This window comes from Bradyrhizobium sp. th-b2 (genome assembly GCF_000426785.1).
Classification (GTDB): domain Bacteria; phylum Pseudomonadota; class Alphaproteobacteria; order Rhizobiales; family Xanthobacteraceae; genus Bradyrhizobium; species Bradyrhizobium septentrionale.
In genome coordinates this window covers 49,095-72,763 of record NZ_AUGA01000016.1, presented here as the reverse complement: position 1 = coordinate 72,763, position 23,669 = coordinate 49,095, and the positions used below count along the sequence as shown (strand labels likewise).

Below are 23,669 nucleotides of genomic sequence, written 5' to 3'. Positions count from 1 at the left end.
CCCTTGCCCGTGCGCAAGGTAAAATGAAGGGCTTCAAAAGCCTTTCCCGAATTTGGTAAAATTCGAGCCAACCCCCGCATCCTGTCAGAGAACGGCACAAGCATGACGCAAAGCCCGACCACGCCGTTATCGGCCGATTCACCACACGGCCTCGCCGCCGTGGAGCGGGAGATCGCGCATGCCTGCAAGGAAGCGCGGCGCGACCGCGCATCGGTGACGCTGATCGCGGTGTCGAAGACCTTTGCTGCCGACGCAATTTTGCCGATTATCGGCGCGGGTCAGCGCGCATTTGGCGAAAATCGCGTGCAGGAAGCCAAGGGCAAGTGGCCGGAGTTAATCCAGGTTAGTCCAGGATTGAAGCTGCATCTGATCGGGCCGCTGCAGTCGAACAAGGCCAAGGAGGCGGTCGCGCTGTTCGACGCGATCCATTCGGTGGATCGCACCAGCATTTGCGAAGCGTTAGCCAAGGAAATCAAAAATCAGCAGAAGCACCCGGACCTGTTCGTCCAGATCAATACCGGGGAGGAGCCGCAGAAGGCCGGCGTCGCGCCGCAGGACGCCGATAGCTTCATCGCCGCGTGCCGCGACAAATATGGCCTGCCGATCTCGGGGCTGATGTGCATCCCCCCTGTCGACCAGGCGCCGGCGCCGCACTTCGCGCTGTGCGCCAAGATCGCCGCGCGCAACGGGCTGAAGAATTTGTCGATGGGGATGAGCGCGGATTTTGCCGTGGCGATCCAGATGGGCGCCACCCATGTGCGGGTGGGCTCGGCGATTTTTGGGACGCGGACGGTGGCGCACGCGTAGTGTTGCAGGGCGGTTCGCTGGGATCACACCGAGATTAAACCCGTCATCCTGAGGAGCCGCGAAGCGGCGTCTCGAAGGATCGACGGCCACCAGCCGGGCCGTGCACCCTTCGAGGCTCGCTCCGCTCGCACCTCAGGATGACGGTGTTGGCTCGGCTGTTGGAAGAATGTCTGATGGCCGCGGTCCCGGCCTTCGCAGGGACGACGGCGGAGTGTGTGGCGCGTGCGCCGCCTACGCGAACTTCACCGACACTTTTCCGATCGCGCCGAAATCCGCCTGGAAATGATCGCCGGCTGCGATCGGCAGCGGCGGGTGGCAGGTGCCTGTGGTGACGACCTGCCCTGCCCGCAAGGTCAGCCCGAGCGCGCACAGCTCGTTGGCGCACCAGGTAAGTGCTATCAGGGGATCGCCGAGCACGTTCTTGCCGTGGCCGGTGTAGCGCTCGCCGCGCAGTGTAATGAGCGGGCGTTCTTCGACAAGATCGATCGCACGCCAGTCCGCTGACGTCGCAGGTCCGAGCACGAACAGATGCGCGCAGGCATTGTCGGCGATCAGCTGCGCTTCGCCGGCGGAGACGAAATCCGCGAAGCGCGAATCCGGAATCTCGATCGCCGGATGCAGCGTGCCGACTGCCTCCAACACCTCCTGCACGCTGTAGGGCGTCGTGCGCGGCACGAGATCGCGCGCCATGCGGAAGGCGTATTCCGGTTCGCCGACGCGCATCTCGTTGCCCTTCATCGACGCCGTGCCGCCATCAGCGATCAGCGTCTCGGCGAGGATGCGTCCGGCGAGCGGTCCCGCGACATTGATGTGCTTCTGGCCGGCCTCGCTGGTCGCCGCGATCTTCCAGCCGAACAGTTTTTCGCGCGACGTCTTTTCTAGCTGAGCCTGCACCGCATAGCCTCGGCGCGATCGCGCGGCCGCATCGCGCCGTCGAGCGCGCCGAGTTTTGTTCCGGCGTGCCAGTGATCGTGCAGGACTTTTGCGGCGGCCGCGATCTCGTTGTTGTCGAGCATGGTTCTTCGCTCCCGCGGGAATATTTTTGTGTTGCGCGCAATCTCACCACAAACGCGTCGCGCTTGTCGCGTGGGAAAACCGATGCTCAGCTATTGCAACACCCTACCCGATGACGATCCTGGTCTGCGAAGACATCCGTCGCAACAGCCGCAGCATCGAGGTCTTCGTCATCGAGACGCAGCCCGCGGTCGGCGCAAAATTCGGCCGCGCCAGATGCAGGAATACGGCGCTGCCGCGACCGGCGACGCGGGGTGCGGCGTTGTGATCGATCTCGACAATAAAGTCGTAGAGATGATCCGCGCGGGTCAGGCGGTCGCCGCCCTGCTCCCGATCGAGCCTGATCGGCCGGTTGTAGTGGCGATCTCTGGGGTCCTCGCACCAGGCATCCTCGCGGCGGATCGGCCGGGCCGGCAGCAAGGTCTTTGGCTGCCGGTGCCGGTCGGCGCGCCACCAGAGTTGCCTCGGATGGAAGATGCCGCGCGGGGTGCCGCCGTCGCCTTCGCGCTTGTTGGCGAGAATTCCGCCGCGCCCGAGCGCCACCGGCACGGTCCAACCGTCGGCCGAAAGCCAGCCGCGGCGCGGGTCGCCGGCGGCACGCCGGACTTCGATGAGCGAGAGCGGATGATCACGTTTATCTGTCATATAAGTGATTGAAATAGCTGATGTTCCTTTAAGAATCGTTCCAAACTAAACTTGCCTTGGACGAGCAGATCATTCTATCTCCCGGCATTACAGGACATTCACGTCCTGCCCCGCCGGATTTGAGGTAAGCTGCGTTGCCTTGTGAATCGGTAATGATCGCCTACCTGAGAGCGTATGTAGCCTACCTACGGCCGTAAGCGCTGCCCGCTTCTGACCGCCCCGCCCCCGAAGGATGACCATATGGCCAATGCCCGCAAGATCTTGATCGTGGATGACGATACCGATCTGCGCGATACGCTGGTCGAGCAGCTGTCACTGCACGAGGAATTCGAAGCCTCCGCAGTCGACACCGGCGCCAAGGGCGCCACTGCCGCCAAAGCCAATTCCCCCGATCTGGTCTTGATGGATGTCGGCCTGCCCGACACCGACGGCCGCGAAGTGGTCCGCAGCTTGCGCAAGGGCGGCTTCAAGGCTCCGATCATCATGCTGACCGGCCACGACACCGATTCCGACACCATCCTCGGCCTGGAAAGCGGCGCCAACGACTATGTGGCCAAGCCGTTCCGCTTCGCGGTGCTGCTGGCCCGGATCAGGGCGCAGCTGCGCCAGCACGAGGCCAGCGAGGACGCGGTATTCTCGGTCGGCCCCTACTCGTTCCGCCCCGGCTCGAAGATGCTGACCGGCGCCAATGCCAGGAAGGTGCGGCTGACCGAGAAGGAAACCGCGATCCTGCGCTTCCTCTACCGCGCCGGCCAGATGCCGGTGTCGCGCGAGACTCTGCTCCAGGAAGTCTGGGGCTACAATTCCGGTGTCACCACCCACACGCTGGAAACCCACATCTACCGCCTCCGCCAGAAGATCGAGAAGGACGCCGCCAACCCGGAAATCCTGGTGACGGAAGCCGGTGGCTACAAGCTGGTGCCGTGATACGCTTCGCGCTCGACGATTCGTGAAATCGAGGCGCACCGCGGTTACCGGCCCTGAATGTCGATCGATGATGACGTAGCCCTGCTTGAGCGGGTCCCGACGATGCGTCTGTTGGGCGAGAGTTCCTTGCGCATGCTAGCGATCGGCTCCGAGCAACGTGATTTCAATGCAGGCGAGGTGCTGTTCAAGGTCGGCGACGCCGCCGATGCCGGCTATGTCGTGCAGCGCGGCACCTTTCGGGTCGAGGAAGGTGGCGCCGAAATCATCGCCGGCCCCGGCGCGCTGATCGGCGAGCTCGCATTGATCGTCGCGATGAAGCGGCCGTCGACCGCCACCGCACTGGAGCGCGGCTCCGTGATCCGCATCGCGCGCAGCCTGTTCCAGCGCGTGTTGGAAAGCGACCCCGGCGCGGCCCGCCGGCTGCGCGACGAACTCGCGCTGCGCACCAGCCAGCTCGCGAGCGATATTCTGATCGCAGGCGGGAAGCTGAGCACGTAACCGTCGTCGTTCTACAATCCGTCATCTGAGGAGGCCGCAGCGCGGCCGTCTCGAAGGATGAACGGCCCCGCTGGTGGCCGTCGACCCTTCGAGACGCGCGCAAGAGCGCGCTCCTTAGGGTGACGGGTCAGGGTTTGACGTCAGCCTTAAACCTCCATCACCGCCGTCACCGGCACGTGGTCCGACGGGCGCTCCCAGCCGCGGGCGTCGCGGGTGATCTTGAAGTCGCTGACGTGATCCTTCAGCGCGCGCGAGACCCAGATGTGATCGAGCCGGCGGCCGCGGTCGCCGGCGGTCCAATCGGCGGCGCGGTAGCTCCACCAGGTGTAGACCTTTTCCGACATCGGGATCCGCTCGCGCGCGATGTCGAACCATTCGCCATGCGCCTGCGCCGCGAGCAGTTTCTCGGTCTCGATAGGCGTGTGCGAGACCACCTTCAACAGCTGCTTGTGCGACCAGACGTCGTGCTCATGCGGCGCGACGTTGAGGTCGCCGACCAGGATGTGGCGGGCGTCACCGCGCGGATGCAGCGGCTCGCACGCCTTCATCTCGTCGAGGAATTGCAGCTTGTGCTCGAACTTCGGATTAAGCGCGGGATCGGGAATGTCGCCACCGGCCGGCACGTAGAAATTATGCAGCACCACAGGCTTTGCGAGCTGCGCCTTTTCTCCGAAGGACACCGAAATGTGCCGCGAATCGATCTTGTCGCAGAACGTCCGGATGTCGGTCGTCTCGAACGGCAGGCGCGAGACGATGGCGACGCCGTGATAGCCCTTCTGTCCGTTCAGGGCGACGTGCTCATAGCCGAGCCGCTTGAAGCGCTTCAGCGGAAACGCATCGTCGATGCATTTGGTCTCCTGCAGGCACAGCACATCCGGCCGCGCGCTCTTCAGGAATTTGGCGACGATGTCGATGCGCAGGCGCACCGAGTTGATGTTCCAGGTGGTGACGGAGAACCGCATGAGAGCTGCGTCTTAGCACGGTTCTCGCGGCGGATTGGCGCGTTGTCCACAAGCAAGGATCGTAGGGCGGGTTAGCCGTAGGCGTAACCCGCCGTCCATCCGCGCAAGTGCGGCGGGTTACGCTGCGCTAACCCGCCCTACGCATCTCGCCTAGCCCGGCGACGAGCCCGGATAGGTCGTGAAGTCGATCTTGAACAGCCCCGGATCGGGCTTCTGCGTCGCGTCGAGATTGTAGACCGCAACTGTGGTGTCGTAGCCTTGCGGGTCGGTGACGGTCCACTGCTTGAGCTTGCCGTCCTTGGCGCCGACCATCAGCAGGAAGCGGCTGGTGCCGACCAGCGCCTGCTTCTCCTCGATGGTGATGCTGACGAACACGTCATCGGCGGTGACGCTGATGACGTTGGTGTCCTTCATCAGGTCGATGCGGTCCGACAGCAGATAGCGCAGCGGGGTCTGCGACAGTGGATAGACGTCCTGGGTAGCGAGCCTGCGGTCGCGCACCGCGACCGACGAGCCGTCGGCGATCACCTCGATCGGGCTCGGATCGTCATATTCGAAGCGCAGCTTGCCGGGCTTCTGGATGTAGAAGTCGCCCTTGGTCTTGCTGCCGTCGGGGCCGACCTGGACGAAATTCCCGACCAGCGTCTGCAGCGACGACAGATAGGCCGAGACCTTGGCGGCCTGCGCCTTCTGATTGGCGTCGAAGGTCTGGAAGATGTTGGCGGGGACGTTGCGGCGCGGATCGGGAATCACCGGGTTCGGCGGTGCCTGGGTGGCGCCGGTGGTGGTCGGGCCCTTGTCCGCATTGGTCTGCGCGCCGGCATCCTTCGCAGCGTCCCTGGCCTTCGGCGCAGCCTTCGGTGCCGCGTTGGGTGCGGGCTTCGGCGCCGGCGTGTTCTGCGCGGTTGCGGCGCCGGCGATCGCGGCGGCGGCGAGAACAGCCAGCGCGGTGCGCATGCCGCGGTCAATGAGGTGATTTGCCATCAGATATGTCAGGTCTCTGTTCGACGCTCGTCCCGCTTGGTCGGATTTTATCCCGCCTCTTCCGAGGGAGATATGGTTTTTCCGTGATGATCGCCCCCGATCAGAACTGGCCTTCTTCTTCCCCGACCAGGATTTCGCGCTTTCCGGCGTGATTCGCCGGGCCGACAATGCCCTCAAGTTCCATCCGCTCCATCAGCGAGGCGGCGCGGTTATAGCCGATCTGCAGGCGGCGCTGGATGTAGGAGGTCGACGCCTTGCGGTCGCGCTTGACGATCGCAACCGCCTGCGTGAACAGATCGCCGCCGCCGTCGCCACCCATGCCGGTGGCGTCGAACACGGCGCCGTCCTCGTCGGTCGGCTCTTCCGCGGTAACGGCTTCGAGGTATTCGGGTTGGCCTTGCGTCTTGAGGTGACGCACCACCTTCTCGACTTCCTCGTCGGATGCGAACGGGCCATGGACGCGGCTGATGCGGCCGCCGCCTGCCATATAGAGCATGTCGCCCTGGCCGAGCAGCTGCTCGGCGCCCATCTCGCCCAGGATGGTGCGGCTGTCGATCTTCGACGTCACCTGGAAGGCGATGCGGGTCGGGAAGTTCGCCTTGATCGTGCCGGTAATGACGTCGACCGACGGACGCTGCGTGGCGAGGATCACATGCAACCCGGCGGCGCGCGCCATCTGCGCGAGGCGCTGCACCGCGCCTTCGATGTCCTTGCCGGCGACCATCATCAGGTCGGCCATTTCGTCGACGATGATGACGATGTAGGGCAGCGGCTCGAGGTCGAGCTTCTCTTCCTCGTAGATCGCCTTACCGCTCTCCTTGTCGAAGCCGGTGTGCACGGTGCGGGTCAGCTCCTCGCCCTTGCCCTTGGCTTCGACGAGACGCTGGTTGTAGCCGTCGATGTTGCGCACGCCGAGCTTGGCCATGCGCTTGTAGCGCTCTTCCATCTCGCGCACGGCCCATTTCAGCGCCACCACCGCCTTCTTCGGATCGGTGACGACGGGCGTCAACAGATGCGGGATGCCGTCATAGACGGAGAGTTCGAGCATCTTCGGGTCGACCATGATCAGGCGGCACTGATCCGGGCGCAGCCGGTAGACCAGGCTGAGGATCATGGTGTTGATCGCGACCGATTTGCCCGAGCCGGTGGTGCCGGCGATCAGCATGTGCGGTGTGCGCGCAAGGTCGATGATGACGGGATCGCCGCCGATCGTCTTGCCGAGGCACAGCGGCAGTTTTGCCACCGAATCGACGCTCTCCTTGGCGACCAGCAGTTCGCGCAGATAGACCTTCTCGCGATGCGCGTTCGGCAGCTCGATGCCGATCGCATTGCGGCCGGCGACGACGGCGACGCGAGCCGACAGCGCGCTCATCGAACGCGCGATGTCGTCGGACAGCCCGATCACGCGCGACGACTTGATGCCAGGCGCGGGCTCGAGCTCGTACAGCGTGACGACCGGGCCAGGATTGGCCTTGACGATCTCGCCGCGCACGCCGAAGTCCTGCAGCACGCCTTCGAGCGCACGCGAATTGGTTTCCAGCTCGGCCTTGCTCAGTGGCTGGCGGTCGCTCGCCTTCGGCGCACTGAGCACGGAGACCGACGGCAGCTCGAACTTGTCGGAATTCTTCTTCTTCGGCTTCGGCTCGGCCTTCTTGCGCGGGGCGCGGGCGGCGGGAGCTTCCTCCTCGTCGTCTTCTTCCTCGTCGTCGAAGGCTTCGTCCTCGTCATGATCGTCGTCTTCGGCGGCGGGCGCGATCGACGGCGCGGTGCGGCCGGCGCCGATATTGGGCTCCTGGCGCTCGAACGCCGCCGTGCGACCCTGCGCTCCGCTCGACACCAGCGATCTGTAGGCGGTGGTGAACAACCAGCCGAGCCGGGCCTTGGTACTCATCACCGCGTGAAACAGCCAGCCCAGCGAGACCGAGCTGCGGTCGCTGTCTTCCTCCTCGACGAACGGCTCGTCGTCATCGGTGATCGGCGTCAGCTCGTCGTCTTGCTCCTGGGCGCCCCAGCCGCAGGCGAACAGGAAGGCCGCCGCCATCGCGACGAACAACACCAGGCCGAGCACGACGCGATAGATGAAGCCGGGCGGGCCGAACACCACGGCGGGTGCGCGCAGCAGCGCGTCGCCGACGACGCCGCCGAGCCCTGTCGGCAGCGGCCATGAAGTGTTGTGTGGCCAGCAGCTGGCAAAGCCGGCCGCGATCACCGTGCACAGGATCCAGCAGCCGAGCCGCAAGGCCTCGCGGTCGAACGGACGGTGCGTCAGCATCCGCCAGCCCCAGACAGCCACCGGCAGCAGCAGCATGATCGCGCCGAGCCCGAGGATCTGCATCAGGAGGTCGGCGCCGATCGCGCCGGGATAGCCGAGCACGTTGCGGATCGCGCGCGAGGTGGCGTGGCTCAGCGACGGATCCTGCACCGACCAGGTCATCAGCGCGGCAGTGATGGCGCCGGACAGCGCGATCAGGCCGAGCCCGGTCAGTTCGCGCAGCCGTCGCGCCAGCGCCTCGCGCAACGAGAGCGGCAGATGGCCGACCAGGGGGATGACACGTTCGATCGCTGGCATACTCAATCTTCGCGCTTCGCGATTAACCCAGGGTTTCGACCAGGCGATGCATCGCCTCGGCCGTCGATTCACTGTCGGAGACCAGCGCAAGGCGGATATAGCCCGCGCCCGGATTGGAACCGTCGTTCTGTTCGCGCGCCAGATAACTGCCGGGAATCACGCGGACGCCGGCGTCGCGATAGAGCCTGACCGCCGCGGCCTCGTCGCCGCCGCGTTCCGAGACGTCGAGCCAGACGCAGAAGCCGCCGGCGGGACGCTTGTACCCGTAGCGGTTGCCGAGGATCTGGTCGGCGAAATCGAACTTGATGCGATAGAGCCTGCGATTCTCTTCGACATGCGCCTCGTCGCTATAGGCGGCGACCGCGACATGCTGCAGCGGCACCGGCACCTGCGGTGCGGCGACATTGCGCAGCTCGTGGAACGCGGCCAGGAACTTTCGATCGCCGGCGGCGAAGCCGACGCGCATGCCCGGCAGGTTCGAGCGCTTCGACAGCGACTGGAACGCGACGACATTGGTAAAGTCGGGACCGCCACATTCCAGAATGCTGCCCGGCGCCTCGCGGGTGTAGATCTCCGAATAGCACTCGTCGCTCAGGATGATGAAGCCATGGCGATCGGCGAGCTGCTTCAGCCGCGTGAAATAGGCGCGCGAGGCGACCGAGCCTTGCGGATTGGCGGGCGAGGCGATGAAGAACGCCACGGTGCGCGCCAGCGTCGCCTCATCGATCGAATCGAGGTCGGGCAGAAAACCGTTGGCGAGCGTGGTCGGCAGATAGATCTGCTCGCAGTCGGCGGCGCGGGCGCCGGCGCCATAGGCCGGATAGAACGGGTTCGGCATCAGGATCGCCGGCCGGCCCTTGCGCTGTGAGACGTAGCGCGACGCAGTGATTGCGGCGAAGAACAGCCCCTCGCGGCTGCCGTTCAGCACCATCACCTCGCTCTCCGGATCGACCGGCCGCGCCAGTTGGAACCGGCTTCCCAGCCAGGTCGCGACTGCGCGGCGGAACGGCTCGATGCCCTTGGCGATCGGGTAGCGGCCGAACTCGGCGGTGTGCTTGGCGAGCACCGGCCCGACGAATTCCGGCACCGGGTGCTGCGGTTCGCCTAATGACAGCGTAATCAAGGGCTTGGCGGGTTGATACGGCGCCAGCAACTCGGTCGTACGCAAGAACGGGGAACGCTCGGCCTGGCCGGCGGAGGCGACATCGCCGGCGCCCTGCGCCAGGCCGGATGAGGCGGTCATTGCCATGGTTGAAATGCCAGCACTTTCACTGCGGTCGGGGGTGAGGGGGACCCGACCGTAAACCGATCAAATCACCATAGATAGGGCGAGGTTAAGACGCGATTAACCATCGGCGCCGCGGCACGATGTGCCGGCGCGTGATATCAGCGCTGGCCGCGCAGAACCGCACCGAAATTGCACCGAGACATGATTCACCGCCGCGCCATCAGGGCCCTCATCATCACGGGCGAACGCGAGGTCCTGCTGATGCGGATTCGCCCGCCGCACGGCGGCGACAGTTTTTGGATCGCACCGGGCGGCGGCATCGAGGGCGACGAGACGCCGGAAGCGACCTTGAAGCGGGAACTGGCCGAGGAATTGGGGCTGACCGAATTCGCGCCAGGCCCCGCCGTCTGGCGGCGTCACCACACCTTCAATTGGGGCGGCCGTCGGATATCCCAGAAGGAAGAATACCGGATTGTTCACGCTGACAGATTCGCGCCTGTGATGGCCGACAAGGTCGAGGCGAAAGTGCTGGATTGCTTTCGCTGGTGGCCGATCGCTGATCTGTCCGAAGCGCGTGAGCGGCTCACACCGCTTTCACTCGCCGGTATCCTTGAAAGATATCTGCGCGATGGAGCACCCGGCGAGCTGCCGGCCGAAGAAGTCCTGATCGACTGAAACGCCCGCCGGATACTGTCGCGGCTTCGAGCTATCCACGGTCCTTCGCGCCGGCGAGTCACGGTCCGTCCTCTCCTTCCCCCTGCAAGGGGGAAGGTCGGGATGGGGTCAGCCGCAGGCGACCGTGTAGGTGGAGAGAGCAGATCCCCACCCGCTTTGCTCTGACGAGCAAAGCGACCTCCCCTTTTCAAAGGGAGGTTAGCTGCGGGCGCTCGTCATGCCCGGGCTTGACCGGGCATCCATCAATTAGGCAAGAGTCTTGGGAAGCGGGATGGATGGCCGGGTCAAGCCCGGCCATGACGACCGCAGGAACATCGGCACAGCGCGCGCCTTAGCGCGCCGGCAGCTTCTCGAATGACGGCTTGCCGTCGGGCACATGGTGGAAGGTCTGCTTGTCGCAGGTGTAGATCGTCATCTGCGGCGTGAACACACTGGGGTCGTCGAAGGTGCCGACCTTCAGGATCGTGGCGGGCAGTCCGGGCACCTTGGTCACGAGATGCGTGCCGCATTCGGGACAGAACTCGCGCGTCACGGCGCGCTCGAGGTCCTTGCGGGTAAACTGCTTGGGCTCGCTGGCGGTGTATTTGAAGCCGGTGGTCGGCATCGCCAAGAACATGTTCGGTCCGCCACCGGTGATGTACTGGCATTCGCGGCACAGGCATTGCGCCGCCATCATCGGTTCGCCCTCGGCCTCATAGCGCACGTTGCCGCAATAACACCTGCCTTGCACCTTCATGACGTCCTCCGGTCTTTGTTGTCTGTTTTGTTGTCCGTAGCCTGTCTTTCCACAATGGCAGGCAATTCCGACATTATTTTCTCAATGGACGTAAAAAGAAAGGGGCTCCAACTTGCGCTGGAGCCCCTCAACGGTCCGGACATTGCCGGGTATGTGCCCGAACCGTAGTTCTGGGAACGACCGCTTGGGGAGGTCGCGCCCCGGGAGAACTCACATGTTGTAGGCGCGCTCCGTGTGCTCGGTGATGTCGAGGCCTTCACGCTCGGTCTCGACGTTGGCGCGCAGGCCGACGATCACGTCGACGATCTTGTAGAGGACCGCCGAGCCGATGCCCGACCACACCAGCGTGGTGGAGACGCCCCAAACCTGGGAGATCATCTGCGCCGCGAAGTCGTAATCGGCAACCTTCGGCGGGATCGCGGTGTAGTCGATGATCCCTGCACCGCCGAGCGCCGGGTTGACCAGGATGCCGGTGCCGAGCGCGCCGATGATGCCGCCGACGCAGTGGACGCCGAACACATCGAGCGAGTCGTCATAGCCGAGCGCGTTCTTCACGACCGTGCAGAAGAACAGGCAGACCACGCCGACCACGAGGCCGAGCACGATGGCACCCATCGGACCGGCGTAACCGGCCGCCGGGGTCACCGCGACGAGGCCCGCGACCGCGCCCGAGAGCGCGCCGAGCAGCGAGGGATGGCCCTTGATGATCCATTCCGCGAACATCCAGGCCAGCGCCGCCGCGGCAGTCGCCACGAAGGAGTTGGTCATGGCGAGCGCAGCACCACCATTGGCTTCGAGGTTCGAACCGGCGTTGAAGCCGAACCAGCCGACCCAGAGCAGCGAGGCGCCGATCATGGTCATGGTCAGCGAGTGCGGAGCCATCAGCTCCTTGCCGTAGCCGGTGCGCTTGCCGATCAGCAGCGCGCCGACGAGACCGGCGATGCCGGCGTTGATGTGCACGACGGTTCCGCCCGCGAAGTCGATCGCACCCTTCTTGAAGATCCAGCCGGCATCGGCGTTGACCGCGTCGAGCTTGGCCTGCGCCGCGGTCTTGGCCGCACCGTCAGCCGCAGCGGCGAGCGCCTTGGCGGCATCCTGGATCGCGTCCGGGCCAGCCCAGTACCAGACCATGTGCGCGATCGGGAAGTAGATCACGGTGACCCAGATCGGGATGAACAACGCGATCGCCGCGAACTTCATGCGCTCGGCAAAGGCGCCGACGATGAGGGCCGGCGTGATCGCCGCGAAGGTCATCTGGAAGCAAACGTAGACCAGCTCCGAGATGTTGGCGTCGACCGAGAAGGTCGCAGCCTTGGAGTCCGGAGTGACGCCCATCAGGAAGGCCTTGGAGAAGCCGCCGATGAAGTCGGATCCGCCGGTGAAGGCGAGGCTGTAGCCGTAGAGGGCCCAGAGCACGGTGACGATGCAGACGGTGTAGAACACCTGGGCCAGCACCGAGAGCATGTTCTTGGAGCGGACCAGACCGCCATAGAACAGCGCGAGGCCGGGGATGGTCATCAACAGCACGAGCACCGTCGAGGTCAGCATCCAGGCGTTGTCGCCCTTGTTGACGGTTGGCTCGGCGTAGGCGGCGGTCGCGGCGAAGAGGCCGACTGCGAGGGCCGCCAGTCCCGCGCCATAGGGACGCTTGAACGTCATGTTATTTCACTCCTGAGGTCTTAAGGTTTGAGCGCGAAATCAGAGGGCCGCGGCATCGGCCTCGCCGGTGCGGATGCGCACGGCGTGCTCGAGGCTGATGACGAAGATCTTGCCGTCACCGATCTGTCCGGTCTTGGCGGCGGAGGTGATGGCGTCGATGGTCTTGTCGACCTGATCGGAGGCGACTGCGACCTCGATCTTGATCTTGGGCAGGAAGCTCACGGCATATTCGGCGCCCCGATATATTTCCGTGTGCCCCTTCTGGCGGCCGTAGCCTTTGACTTCCGTCACCGTGAGACCGTGAACGCCAATGGCGGTCAGGGCGTCACGGACCTCTTCCAGCTTGAATGGCTTAATGATCGCCATAACAATTTTCATGAGTCCTATCCCCGCTTGGGCCCGGCGCGAACGAACGCCGGGAGTTTCGACTGAGGTTCACCACGCGGAGGACATTCACTACGCGGGCACAGCCAGGACCCTTAGAATCAAATGCCGTGCCAAACGGCGGGGGTTCGCTAATGGATTATGAATCAGGACCTTTTCCCGCTTTGCCGGGGGAATGTGCCCCTGCGCTATTCCGTCGCGCCTAAAATATAATCAGGTCTGTCTAATTCGGAAGCAGGTCAGGGTCTGGACACAATTCTGCCCAGCGGCGGGGCAGGGTTAGGTATTTAAATAAGGTATTGCCGGGCCATTAGGCGGCGTCCCGCGCTGCAAAGACCTTGTCGATCAGCCCCCATTCGAGCGCCTGCTCCGCCGACATGAAGTGATCGCGGTCCAGCGTTCGTTCCACATCGGCCTCGGAGCGCCCGCAATGCTGCGCATAAAGCCGGATGATGCGCCGCTTGGTCGCCTGCATCTCGGTGGCATGGATCAGGATGTCGGACGCCTGACCCTGGAAGCCGCGAGCGGCTGATGGACGTGGAGGCTGGCGTTCGGCAGCGCCGCGCGGTGACCGGGTTCGCCGGACATCAGCAGGAACGATCCCATGGAACGCGCGGTGCCCATGCACAGCGTGTGCACCGGCGCCTTGATGAACTGCATGGTGTCGTACATCGCAAGGCCGCTGGTGACCACACCGCCATACGAGTTGATGTAGAGGTTGATCGGCTTGTTCGGGTTGTCGGCCTCGAGGAACAGAAGCTGGGCGCAGACCAGTCCGGACATCGCATCATTGACCTCGCCGTTGAGGAAGATGATGCGTTCGCGCAGGAGCCTGGAATAGATGTCGAAGGACCGTTCGCCGCGCGCCGACTGCTCGACGACCATAGGGACGAGTTGCATCATGTCGCGCATCGGCGACCTCCCATGTCAGTAGATGATAAAGCTTGTGATCAGGCCGCGCGCATCAGGCAGCGGCCGTTGCTGTTGGCTGCGCGCGGCCGCCTATCGCTGACGTCGCAGGCTTCCTGAATGATGCGAAACCGGGTGCCGCCGGCCTCGTTCGGCTCGATCCGGAAGGTGACATGGCTTTCGCGAAACGGCGGCCTGGAATCGCGCAGGCGATAGCGCACTTCTTCACCTGCCACCGACGATTCGGGTTCGGCTCCTGACAGATCGCAATCGGGCAGCCAGCGTTCGCGCAGCGCTGGAATGGTTACCGCGCGCCATACCTTTTCGGGCGGCGCATCGAGTTGGTATTCGAGGACAAGGGCGGCGTCGGCGTGCTCAGGCTCAGCTGTGTCGCTCATTGATCCATGTCCTTCAACAGGTCGGAGAGCGCTTCGATGCGCTTCGGCCAATAGGCGCGGTAGCGGGCAAGCCAGGTCCCGATGCTGGCGATCCCGTCCGGGTCGACTTCATAATTCACGAAGCGGCCCTGCCGCTGTTCACGCACCAACCCCGCCGCGCGCAGCACCGCCAGGTGCTGCGACATCGCCGGCTGGCTGATCTGAAGTCCGTCGCGCAAGGCGCTGGCATTCAGACTGCCGCCTGCCAGCTTCTCGAAGACCTTGCGGCGGGTCGGATCGGCCAGCGCCTTGAAGATATCGGTGTCGACCATGACAACACATAAGCACATACTTATGTGTCGTGCAAGCCTGAACTGGCTGAACCGGGCGCCGGACGCCTACTGCAGCGCCTCGCCGTGCTGCGAGATGTCGAGGCCCTCGAGCTCCTGCTGCATCGAGACCCGCAAGGGGACGAAGGCGCTGACCAGTTTGAGCAGCACGAAGGTGACGCCGCCGCACCAGACCAGCGTGGCGACGACTCCGTAGAGCTGGATCAGGAGCTGGTTCGGATTGCCCTCGAGCAGGCCGGCCGTGCCGCCGATCGCCGACGCTGCGAAAACGCCGGCGAGTAGGGTGCCGGTCAGGCCACCGATGCCGTGGACGCCGAACACGTCGAGCGAATCGTCATACTGGAAGCGATGCTTCAGCCAGGTGCAGGCCCAGAAGCAGACCAGGCCGGCGATGATGCCGATGATGATGCCGTGCCACGGCGCGACGAAACCGGATGCCGGGGTGATGGTGCCGAGCCCTGCGACCGCACCCGAGATCATGCCGAGCACCGAGGGCTTGCGACGCGTCGCCCATTCGATCGCGCCCCAGGTCAGCGCGCCCGCACAGGCCGCAAGGTGGGTGGCGGTGATCGCCATCACCGCGCGCGAATTGGCGGCGAGTGCCGAGCCGCCATTGAAGCCGAACCAGCCGACCCAGAGCAGGCCGGTGCCCATCACAGCGAGCGAGAGATCGAACGGCGACAGATTATCGCTGCCATAGCCGTGCCGCTTGCCCATCACCTTGGCCGCGACCAGGCCGCTGATTCCAGCGGACAGATGCACGACGAGGCCGCCGGCAAAATCCAGCACGCCGATCTGCGCGAGGACGCCGCCGCCCCACACCCAATGCGCCAGCGGCACATAGGCGAAGACGAACCAGCCGATCGAGAACAGCACATAGGCGGAGAACCGCATGCGGTCGGCGACCGAGCCTGCGACCAGCGCCACGGTGATGATCGCAAACGTCATCTGGTACAGCATGAACAGCGCTTCGGGGATGGTCTTCGCCGCCGGATTGACGCTGTCGATGGTGATGCCGGCCATAAACCAGCGGTCGAGCGAGCCGAGCCATGGACCGTCGCCGACGAAGCTCAGCGAATAGCCGAAGGTGACCCAGAGGATCGAGACGATCGCAACGGCCGTGAGGCTCTGCGCCATCGTCGCCAGCACGTTCTTCTTGCGCACCATGCCGGAATAGAACAGCGCAAGCCCCGGGATCGTCATCATCAGCACCAGCGCGGTGGCGACGATCATCCAGGCGGTGTCGGCGCGGTTGATGCCGGAGGCGTTGGCGCCGGGATCCTGCGCGAAGGCCGGCGTGGCCCATGCGAACAGGATTGCAGCATTGATCGGCGCAGCGGATATCGCTGCACGAAGAGCTCGTGCCCCCATCATCATTCCCCGGCGTGTCGTGGTTTCTTGACGTGATTTATTGGCGTGTGGATTTGGCGCGCGCCGGCATCGTTGCCGGCGGCGATCTCGATTGAGCTTCAGAGCGCGTCGTTGTCGGTCTCGCCGGTGCGGATGCGCAGAGCGTGGTCGATCGGCGTCACGAAGATCTTGCCGTCGCCGATCTGGCCGGTGCGGGCGTTCTGGGTGATGACGCTGACCGCCTTTTCGGCGAGCTCGGTATCGACGGCGATCTCGATCCGGAGCTTTGGCAGGAAATTCACGACATATTCGGCGCCGCGATAGATCTCGGTATGGCCCTTCTGGCGGCCATAGCCCTTCACCTCGGTCACCGTCATGCCATGCACGCCGATCGCGGTCAGCGCCTGGCGTACCTCATCGAGCTTGAACGGTTTGATGATCGCGACGACGAGTTTCATGGCTCAGGCCTTCATTCCCTTGAGGTTTTCCGTGCGCGCCCGTCCCCGAGCCGGCGCGTGCCGTACCCGTGGGCTTGCACGTGCCGCCGCCCGGAGCGGCAAATTGCCATCCCGGGCCGGCATTTCGCGTCCGCCAAATCTGGCAGCTTTCTGGGCAAATGGCATAAAAAAGTTGCAGGTTGAAGCGGAAAACATGCGCAGCGGGTGAGCGCCGTCACTGTACGGAATGGAAACGCTCGGCCACAATGTGGCTTTCCCGCCCCGGCCAGCGGTCCTTGCTGGCCCGTTCTCGCCACAGCGCGTGCACTCGCGCCCCGAGGAAACAGAAAATGTCGAACCGAAACTGGTTTTATGCATCCGAAGGCCAGCAGAAGGGCCCTTTGCCTGAAGCTCAGCTCCGCGACCTGATCACCCGTGGCATGGTGGGGGCCGATACCCTGGTGTGGACCGAGGGCATGGCCGGCTGGCAGAAGGCCGGAGAGATCCCGGGCCTGGTTCCGAGCGTGGCGGGCGCGCCGCCGGCGTTTCCGCAGGCCGGACCGCCGCCGGTGGTGGCATCCGGAAGCTACAGCGGAGGCGCGCTGTCGGCCGACTTCCCGATCTGGGGCCTGTTCGGACGCAGCCTCCTGATGTTCATCGGCCAGATTTTCGTGATCCCCGCGCCGTGGACCGCGACCGCCCTGTATCGCTGGTCCATTCCCCACATCCGCGTGCCGGGCCGGCCGAATCTCGGCTTCACCGGGCAGCCGCTCGATATTTGGTACGTCTTTATCATCCTCGGCTTGCTGACCTACTCCAGCGCGGCCAACAGCACGATCGTTTCGCTGCTTTCCCTGGCGGTGCAGGGCTTCCTGAGCTGGATGATCGTCCGCTGGATCACAGGCCGTCTCAGCTCGAACGGCCAGGAGCTGCCGATCTCTTTCAAGGGCAGCCCGGCCGTCTATGTTGGCTGGTATGTGCTGATGGTGATCTCGGCCATCACCATCATCGGCTGGGCCTGGGTGATGACCGCCTGGATGCGCTGGATCTGCCGCAACATCGAAGGCACCCGCCGCGAGGTCACCTTCAATGCGACCGGGCTCGAGGTGCTGTGGCGAACCATCGTGTTCGCGGTCGGCTGCAGCTTCCTGATCCCGATTCCGTGGGTGCTGCGCTGGTACGCGAACTGGATCATCTCGCAATTCGCGCTGACCGAGCGCGGCGCCTACGCCAACACGTAAGCTCGCAGGGCGCTCCCTCTCTTCGTCCTTGCGGGGAGAGGGGCGCTCGCGAAATGCCGACTTTCTCACCCCCGCCAACGGTCCCGCTGGCCTGTTTCCGCTGGTGCGCCGCCTCGAGGAAACGAAATGTCGAACCGATCCTGGTTTTATGCATCCGAAGGCCAGCAAAAGGGCCCGTGTTCGGACGCCGAACTCCGCAACCTCTTCGCCAGGCGAAAGGTGAGCGCGGATACGCTGGTCTGGAGCGAAGGGATGTCGAGCTGGACCAAAGCCGGTGACGTCCCCGGCCTCCTGAACAACGCGCCACAGCCAACGAAGGCCTTCGGTCAAGGCGCGGCCCGGCTGGATCCATCATTCGGCAATGGCGACGCCCCGCTCGGCCAAACCCTGGGAACGGGGAAAATCCAGGAACTGGACATCACCCTCGGGAGATTGCTGAAGTTCTACTGGCTGTTTCTTTGGCGGTCGTTTCTCGGATCAGTCGTGATCGGCTTTGTGCTCGGATTCTTCATCGGCTTTGGGTTGAGGCTGTTCGGTGCGCCGCCATCCCTGACAAAAACCATGAGCAGCCTGGCCGGCGCCGTCGTTGGCGTGGTCTGGTCGATTGTCTGCCTGCGGATGGCGTTCGAAAAGAAATACAGCGACTTTCGAATCGCATTTGTGCCGCGCGACACCGGGCACGATTGATCGCGCGGACGAGGCGGCGTGGCGCAATCTCTATTTGCGTTCGCGCACCGAGCCCTCTTGCGCGACGGACGCCACCAGCGTGCCGTCGGGCTTGAAGATCAAGCCGCGGGTCAGGCCGCGGCCTGACTGCGCGCTCGGCGAATCCTGCGCGTAGAGCAGCCATTCGTCGGCGCGGAACGGGCGGTGAAACCACATCGCGTGGTCGAGGCTTGCCGGCATCATGCGCCGGTCGAACAGCGTGCGGCCGTAGCGCGCCATCACGGCATCAAGCAGCGAGAAATCCGACGCATAGGCCAGCGCGCACAGATGCAGCGCCGGATCGTCGGGCAGTTTCGCCGCGGTGCGGATCCAGACATGGATGCGGCCGTCGTCGATCTGCTGGCCGAAATAGCGGCCGAGCTCGACCGGGCGCAGCTCGATCGGCCGGTCGCTCTCGTAGTAGCGGCGGATGAACTCCGGCATCTCCTTGAACATCGGCTGCTTCGAGACTTCCTCCGCGGTCAGCTTCTCCGGCGGCGGCACGTCGGGCATCTTCTCCTGATGATTGAAGTTGCTCTCCTCGTCGGCATGGAACGACACCATGATGGAGAAGATCGCGTTGCCGTGCTGGATCGCGGTGACGCGGCGCGTGGTGTAGCTCTTGCCGTCGCGCAGCCGCTCGACCTGGTAGATGATCGGGATCTGCGGATCGCCGGGCAGGATGAAATAGCAATGGATCGAATGCGGCAGGCGCCCCTCAACGGTGCGGCAGGCCGCCACCATCGCCTGGCCGATCACCTGGCCGCCGAACACGCGCTGCCAGCTCGTCTTCGGGCTGTTGCCGCGGAACAAATTCACCTCGAGCTGCTCGAGATCGAGGATGGACAATAGGTCGATCAGGCTCTTGGACATGGGGGCTTTCGTTGTCGTCTCGGCGTCATTCCGGGGCGATGCGCCAGCATCGAACCCGGAATCCCGAGATTCCGGGTTCTCGCTTCGCGAGCCCCGGAATGACCGTCGGGCTTGTTTCTGCCCCCTGTTTCGCCCAGCTATTATCAGGTAGCAAGCACAGTCTGAGAGCGCAGCGCGCGTAAAGGAACGGCATGCCGGCACAACGTAGTATTGTCATCTGCGGGGGCGCATTTGCTGGGTTGGCGCTGGCCGTGGCGTTGCGCCAGGGACTTGGGCCGGACATCCCGGTCGTTGTGGCCGATCCGGCGCTCAGCCAGCGCCCGAGCCGCGATCCGCGCGCGACCGCGATCGTGGCGGCCTGCCGGCGGCTGTTCGAGACCCTTGGCGTCTGGGGGCAGGTCGCGCCCACCGCGCAGCCGATCACGGACATGGTCGTGACCGACTCCAAGCTGGAGGATGCGACGCGTCCGGTGTTCTTGACCTTTGCCGGCAATGTCGAGCCCGGCGAGCCGTTCGCCCATATGGTCGAGAACCGCTATCTGATCGATGCGCTGGCGACCCGCGCCGAGGCCGAGGGCGTCGAGCTGCGTGCCACCGCGGTGTCGTCGTTCGAATCACGGCCCGATGGCGTCACCGTGACACTGGCCGATGGCACCGTGATCGATGCGAGCCTGCTGGTTGCAGCCGACGGCGCGCGGTCGAAGCTGCGTGAGCGCGCCGGGATTGCGACCCATGGCTGGGACTATGATCAATCCGGCATCGTCGTCACCGTCGGGCATGAGCGCGCGCATCACGGCCGCGCCGAGGAGCATTTCCTGCCCGCCGGCCCGTTCGCGATCCTGCCGCTGACCGGCAATCGCTCGTCGCTGGTGTGGACCGAGACCCGCAAGGACGCCGCGCGGATCATTGCGTTGAACGACGAGGAATTCCACGCCGAGCTCGAGCAGCGCTTCGGCCTGCATCTCGGCGAGATCAAGGCGCTCGACAAGCCGCGTGCGTTCCCGCTCGGCTATTTCGTCGCGCGTTCCTTCATCGGCGAACGGCTGGCGCTGATCGGCGACGCCGCGCATGTGATCCACCCGATCGCGGGGCAGGGGCTCAACATGGGCCTGAAGGACGTCGCGGCGCTGGCCGAGGTCGTGGTCGATGCGGCGCGGCTCGGCATCGATCTCGGACAGGCCGACGTGCTCGAGCGCTATCAGCGCTGGCGGCGCTTCGACACGATGGCGATGGGCGTCGCCACCAATTCGCTGAACTTCCTGTTCTCCAACGAATCGACCCTGCTGCGCACCGTCCGCGACATCGGATTGGGCCTCGTCGACCGTGCGCCGCCGTTGAAGGAGATGTTCATCCGTCAGGCGGCGGGGCTGTCCGGCGAGGTGCCGCGGCTGTTGAAGGGCGAGGCGCTGTAGCGCCTGAGGCAATCATTTCTGTGAAATGAATCCCGCCACCGCGTCGATCAGGTCGGGGTCGAGCGGCCGCTCCGGCTGATTGTAGCTCGCCACATCGTCGGTCGCGTCGGTGACGTCGACCAGCACGTGATTCATATCCGGCAGCCACAATGATTTGGCCGCGACGTCGGCGGTGGTGAGCGCGAGGAAGTCGAGCCGCGCCAGCTGATGATCGCGGCCGCCGGCGATGATCAGTGTCGGCCCGGTGATCTTTCGCATCGGATCGATCGGATCCTCGGTGAAGCCGGATGCGATCGCGGGCTGCATCGCGGGCGCGATCGCAAGCCCCGCCGGCGGCGGGTCGACGATCCGCCCGGCCATGATGTCATCGATGGCCTTTCCGATCGGCGCGAATTTGTCCGGCGGCAGCCGCTTCTCGAGCTGCGCCTTCAACAGGTCGCCCTGCTTGCGCGCCGCCGTTGCCAGCAGCACCAGCCGGTCGACCGGCCCGCGCTGTGCGGCGAGGATCGCGACCATGCCGCCTTCGCTGTGCCCGACCACCGCAACACGAGAGAATCGGCCGCTGCCGCGCAGATAGTCGATCAGCGCCGCCGCGTCGCCGACGAAGTCCTTGAAGCGAAAGTCCTCGGGACGACCGAATTCCTTCTTCCACTCGCTGGCGCCACGCTTGTCGTAGCGCAGTGTCGCGATGCCGCGCGCGACCAGCTGCTCGGAGAGTTTTTTCAGCGTTGCCGGCTTGAGCTGCGGCCCGTTGCCGTCGTGATCAGTCGAGCCGGAGCCGGCGATCAATAACGCCACCGGCGGCTTTGCGATGTCAGGCGGGACCGTCAGCACCGCGTCAATGGGGCCGATGCGCAGCCTGCTCTCGTCAGCTGCGGCGCTCGCCAGCGAGACGAGCAGCAGCAGCCATGTGACGAGGATGCGCATTTGGTCCTCTTATCGGAGCATGATCTTTTCGGAAAACCGCTTCACACTTTTCCGGATCATGCTCTAGTCGATCTTGCGCGCCTCTTCCGGCAGCATGATCGGGATGCCGTCGCGGATCGGATAGGCGAGTTTTGCGGACCGCGAGATCAGTTCCTGCCGCGCGGCGTCGAATTCCAGCGGCCCCTTGGTGATCGGGCACACCAGGATTTCGAGCAGCTTCGGGTCGGCGGTGCTGTCGAGATGGTCGGTCGTGGAATTCATTGCGGTCTCCGACTGGAGCGTTTTCGAGCGAAGTGGGCACCGGTTCGCGTGAAGAAAACGCGTCAGAATAAACTAGCCATCGTGTAGCACAGGCAAATACCGGCTGTCAGCGCTTGGCCATGCGCAACAGCTCGTCGATCGCGGCCTGCTGCCGCGCCTTCGGCAGCGCCTGCTCGGACAGCGCATAGCCGATGAATGCCCAGTAGAAGATCTGCGCGCGGCCGCGCGCCACGTCGTCGGGGAAGCCGGCCTGCCGGAGCAGGGTTTCGATGTAGCCGATCCGGCGCTGGTCGACCTCCAGCACGGCGGCGCGCGCTTCGCCATCGACGGTGGCCCAGCTGCGGACCGCGCGTTCCAGCGCCAGCCGCGCCGAGAAGGCGCGGCGCAGCAACAGCGCCAGCGCCTCGTCGCCTTTCGGGATGGTCTCCAACTCGGCGATCACCTGCTCGGCGGCGACCTCACGCCAATGGTTGAGGATCGCGCTGCGGTAGGCGGCGATGTCGGCGAAATGCCAGTAGAAGCTGCCGCGCGAGACGCCCATGACCTTGGCCAGCGGCTCGGCCTTCAGCGCCGTGAAGCCGGTCCTTGCCAATGTCTTCAGGCCCTGATCGAGCCAGTCCTTGGCTGAAAGCTGTTCCGTCATGGTTCCCCGTCCGCCCCGTCGACCATACACAACTGTATTGACAGGCGCCAGCGGCCGGTGTCATATCCATACAGTTCTGTATGGAGACATCCGATGCGTGATCTCTTGCTTCAGGGTGCCGGCGTCGTCGCCATTGTGGTCAGCCTGATCCATGGCGTGCTCGGCGAGACCAAGGTGTTCGCGCGCGCCACGATCGAGCCGCCGCGGCTGCGCTTCCTGCTCCGCCTGGTCTATCAGGCCGGCACTGTGGCCTGGATCGGCGGCGGCGTGCTGCTGGTCGTAGCGCCTACGATGGCGTCGGATGCCGCGCGGCACTGGATCGTGGCGACGCTCGCCGTCGTGTTCGGCTTCGCCGCGCTGGCAAATGCGCTGGCGACGCGCGGCCGGCATTTCGGCTGGATGGCGATGAGCGCGGTCGTCGCGCTCGCGGCCGCCGGCTATTAGAGCGTTTTCGAGCGAAGTGGACCCCGGTTCGCGTGAAGAAAACGCGTCAAAACAAAAAGCTAGAGCTTCGGTTCTGATTCAATCAGAACCGAAAATGCTCTAGCGAGCGCAATGGAGCTTTGCGTGACCACTGGTCCGGGATTCGATCTCGAACGTCTCATTGCGACCAATGCATCGGCGGCCTTCAACCGGCTGGCCGGTTTCGAAGTGGTCTCCGCCGGTGCCGGCGCGGTGGAACTGCGCATGTCCTGGCGCGACGATCTCACCCAATATGCCGGACATCTGCACGCAGGCATGATCGCGGCCCTGCTTGACACCGCCTGCGGCTTTGCCGCGGCGTCGATCGCGGGTTCCGTCACCGCATCGCATTTCTCGATGAATTGTCTCAAACCTGCCGTGGGCCGCCGCTTCATCGCCAAGGGCACCACGCTACGCGCGGGACGCAGGCAGGTCTTTGCGCGCGCGGAACTGCTTGCGGAGAACGAGCTGGACGAGATGTCGCTGGTCGCAACCGGTGAAACCGTGTTGGTTCCGCTGGACGGTTGAGGTGTCCGGTTGCCGTATGGGTGCGAAATTGATGGAGCTATCAATTTCGGTGGGGAATCGGCTTACGCGCGGATAACCATGCTACCGAAAGTTGAGAAAAATTATC

General features: G+C 64.6%; 25 protein-coding genes and 2 pseudogenes. 9 read left to right on the top strand and 18 right to left on the bottom strand.

The window, feature by feature from the left end:
* Positions 1-102: 102 nt before the first annotated feature.
* Positions 103-807: a YggS family pyridoxal phosphate-dependent enzyme gene (locus K359_RS0120100; RefSeq protein ID WP_029080955.1), complete on the top strand. Its 705-nt coding sequence runs from the start codon at positions 103-105 to the stop codon at positions 805-807.
* A gap of 231 nt (positions 808-1,038) precedes the next feature.
* On the opposite strand, the pseudogene K359_RS52460 reads toward K359_RS0120100, so the two are convergent.
* Positions 1,039-1,823, bottom strand: a pseudogene (locus K359_RS52460) (2-keto-4-pentenoate hydratase).
* A gap of 103 nt (positions 1,824-1,926) precedes the next feature.
* Positions 1,927-2,466 (bottom strand): L,D-transpeptidase, encoded by a 540-nt coding sequence (locus K359_RS0120090; RefSeq protein ID WP_029080954.1) that lies wholly within the window; start codon positions 2,464-2,466, stop codon positions 1,927-1,929.
* Positions 2,467-2,706: 240 nt separating this feature from the next.
* Between K359_RS0120090 and K359_RS0120085 the strand changes: the two genes are divergently transcribed.
* Together K359_RS0120085 and K359_RS0120080 are read left to right on the top strand one after the other, a co-directional pair.
* Complete coding sequence (locus K359_RS0120085) at positions 2,707-3,393, top strand: response regulator transcription factor (RefSeq protein WP_016841446.1); 687 nt, start codon at positions 2,707-2,709, stop codon at positions 3,391-3,393.
* Between the two features lie 57 nt (positions 3,394-3,450).
* Positions 3,451-3,891, top strand: coding sequence for a Crp/Fnr family transcriptional regulator (locus K359_RS0120080; RefSeq protein WP_029080953.1), 441 nt, complete (start codon positions 3,451-3,453; stop codon positions 3,889-3,891).
* Positions 3,892-4,037: 146 nt separating this feature from the next.
* On the opposite strand, the gene K359_RS0120075 is transcribed toward K359_RS0120080, so the two are convergent.
* The 4 genes from K359_RS0120075 to K359_RS0120060 all read right to left on the bottom strand — a co-directional run bounded on the left by K359_RS0120075 (position 4,038) and on the right by K359_RS0120060 (position 9,655).
* Positions 4,038-4,853, bottom strand: a complete 816-nt coding sequence (locus K359_RS0120075; RefSeq protein WP_029080952.1) for an exodeoxyribonuclease III — start codon at positions 4,851-4,853, stop codon at positions 4,038-4,040.
* A gap of 150 nt (positions 4,854-5,003) precedes the next feature.
* On the bottom strand, positions 5,004-5,810 hold the full coding sequence (locus K359_RS0120070; protein WP_035976813.1) for an outer membrane lipoprotein carrier protein LolA: 807 nt from the start codon (positions 5,808-5,810) through the stop codon (positions 5,004-5,006).
* Between the two features lie 127 nt (positions 5,811-5,937).
* Entirely contained in the window at positions 5,938-8,412 is a 2,475-nt protein-coding gene (locus K359_RS0120065) for a DNA translocase FtsK (RefSeq protein ID WP_029080950.1), read from the bottom strand.
* A 16-nt stretch (positions 8,413-8,428) separates the two neighbouring features.
* Entirely contained in the window at positions 8,429-9,655 is a 1,227-nt protein-coding gene (locus K359_RS0120060) for an aminotransferase class I/II-fold pyridoxal phosphate-dependent enzyme (protein ID WP_029080949.1), read from the bottom strand.
* A gap of 180 nt (positions 9,656-9,835) precedes the next feature.
* Between K359_RS0120060 and K359_RS0120055 the strand changes: the two genes are divergently transcribed.
* Positions 9,836-10,309, top strand: a complete 474-nt coding sequence (locus K359_RS0120055) for an NUDIX hydrolase (protein WP_029080948.1) — start codon at positions 9,836-9,838, stop codon at positions 10,307-10,309.
* Positions 10,310-10,640: 331 nt separating this feature from the next.
* Here the strand turns inward: K359_RS0120055 and K359_RS0120050 are convergent, their stop codons facing one another.
* The 8 genes and pseudogenes from K359_RS0120050 to K359_RS0120010 all read right to left on the bottom strand — a co-directional run bounded on the left by K359_RS0120050 (position 10,641) and on the right by K359_RS0120010 (position 16,532).
* A complete protein-coding gene (locus K359_RS0120050) occupies positions 10,641-11,045 on the bottom strand; it encodes a GFA family protein (RefSeq protein ID WP_029080947.1) in 405 nt (134 codons plus the stop codon).
* A 210-nt stretch (positions 11,046-11,255) separates the two neighbouring features.
* Positions 11,256-12,704: an ammonium transporter gene (locus K359_RS0120045; RefSeq protein WP_029080946.1), complete on the bottom strand. Its 1,449-nt coding sequence runs from the start codon at positions 12,702-12,704 to the stop codon at positions 11,256-11,258.
* Positions 12,705-12,743: 39 nt separating this feature from the next.
* Complete coding sequence (locus tag K359_RS0120040; RefSeq protein WP_029080945.1) at positions 12,744-13,082, bottom strand: P-II family nitrogen regulator; 339 nt, start codon at positions 13,080-13,082, stop codon at positions 12,744-12,746.
* A 316-nt stretch (positions 13,083-13,398) separates the two neighbouring features.
* Positions 13,399-14,000, bottom strand: a pseudogene (locus tag K359_RS52455) (ATP-dependent Clp protease proteolytic subunit).
* 38 nt (positions 14,001-14,038) lie between these two features.
* On the bottom strand, positions 14,039-14,395 hold the full coding sequence (locus K359_RS0120030) for an SRPBCC domain-containing protein (RefSeq protein ID WP_029080944.1): 357 nt from the start codon (positions 14,393-14,395) through the stop codon (positions 14,039-14,041).
* Positions 14,392-14,706 (bottom strand): helix-turn-helix transcriptional regulator, encoded by a 315-nt coding sequence (locus K359_RS0120025; protein ID WP_029080943.1) that lies wholly within the window; start codon positions 14,704-14,706, stop codon positions 14,392-14,394. Before K359_RS0120025 ends, K359_RS0120030 begins: the two co-directional genes overlap by 4 nt.
* A gap of 66 nt (positions 14,707-14,772) precedes the next feature.
* Positions 14,773-16,095, bottom strand: a complete 1,323-nt coding sequence (locus K359_RS0120020; RefSeq protein ID WP_029080942.1) for an ammonium transporter — start codon at positions 16,093-16,095, stop codon at positions 14,773-14,775.
* A 98-nt stretch (positions 16,096-16,193) separates the two neighbouring features.
* Positions 16,194-16,532: a P-II family nitrogen regulator gene (locus K359_RS0120010; RefSeq protein ID WP_029080941.1), complete on the bottom strand. Its 339-nt coding sequence runs from the start codon at positions 16,530-16,532 to the stop codon at positions 16,194-16,196.
* A gap of 329 nt (positions 16,533-16,861) precedes the next feature.
* Here K359_RS0120010 and K359_RS0120005 point away from each other — a divergent pair, with 329 nt between their 5' ends.
* Both K359_RS0120005 and K359_RS66200 read left to right on the top strand, forming a co-directional pair.
* Positions 16,862-17,752, top strand: coding sequence for a DUF4339 domain-containing protein (locus tag K359_RS0120005; protein WP_029080940.1), 891 nt, complete (start codon positions 16,862-16,864; stop codon positions 17,750-17,752).
* Between the two features lie 126 nt (positions 17,753-17,878).
* Positions 17,879-18,439: a GYF domain-containing protein gene (locus tag K359_RS66200; RefSeq protein WP_029080939.1), complete on the top strand. Its 561-nt coding sequence runs from the start codon at positions 17,879-17,881 to the stop codon at positions 18,437-18,439.
* Between the two features lie 30 nt (positions 18,440-18,469).
* Here the strand turns inward: K359_RS66200 and tesB are convergent, their stop codons facing one another.
* Positions 18,470-19,330 (bottom strand): acyl-CoA thioesterase II, encoded by an 861-nt coding sequence (tesB, locus tag K359_RS0119995; protein WP_029080938.1) that lies wholly within the window; start codon positions 19,328-19,330, stop codon positions 18,470-18,472.
* A 191-nt stretch (positions 19,331-19,521) separates the two neighbouring features.
* On the opposite strand from tesB, the gene K359_RS0119990 reads away from it, so the two are divergent.
* Positions 19,522-20,742: a ubiquinone biosynthesis hydroxylase gene (locus tag K359_RS0119990; RefSeq protein WP_029080937.1), complete on the top strand. Its 1,221-nt coding sequence runs from the start codon at positions 19,522-19,524 to the stop codon at positions 20,740-20,742.
* A gap of 12 nt (positions 20,743-20,754) precedes the next feature.
* On the opposite strand, the gene K359_RS0119985 is transcribed toward K359_RS0119990, so the two are convergent.
* The 3 genes from K359_RS0119985 to K359_RS0119975 form a co-directional block, all read right to left on the bottom strand.
* Positions 20,755-21,669 (bottom strand): S9 family peptidase, encoded by a 915-nt coding sequence (locus tag K359_RS0119985; RefSeq protein WP_029080936.1) that lies wholly within the window; start codon positions 21,667-21,669, stop codon positions 20,755-20,757.
* A 63-nt stretch (positions 21,670-21,732) separates the two neighbouring features.
* The gene (locus tag K359_RS0119980; protein ID WP_029080935.1) at positions 21,733-21,930 is read right to left on the bottom strand and encodes a Trm112 family protein; all 198 of its coding nucleotides are present in this window, start codon (positions 21,928-21,930) and stop codon (positions 21,733-21,735) included.
* Between the two features lie 106 nt (positions 21,931-22,036).
* Positions 22,037-22,573 (bottom strand): TetR/AcrR family transcriptional regulator, encoded by a 537-nt coding sequence (locus K359_RS0119975; protein WP_029080934.1) that lies wholly within the window; start codon positions 22,571-22,573, stop codon positions 22,037-22,039.
* Between the two features lie 93 nt (positions 22,574-22,666).
* Here K359_RS0119975 and K359_RS0119970 point away from each other — a divergent pair, with 93 nt between their 5' ends.
* Positions 22,667-23,017, top strand: a complete 351-nt coding sequence (locus K359_RS0119970; RefSeq protein WP_029080933.1) for a hypothetical protein — start codon at positions 22,667-22,669, stop codon at positions 23,015-23,017.
* A 123-nt stretch (positions 23,018-23,140) separates the two neighbouring features.
* A complete protein-coding gene (locus tag K359_RS0119965; RefSeq protein WP_029080932.1) occupies positions 23,141-23,563 on the top strand; it encodes a PaaI family thioesterase in 423 nt (140 codons plus the stop codon).
* The last annotated feature ends 106 nt before the right edge of the window (positions 23,564-23,669 follow it).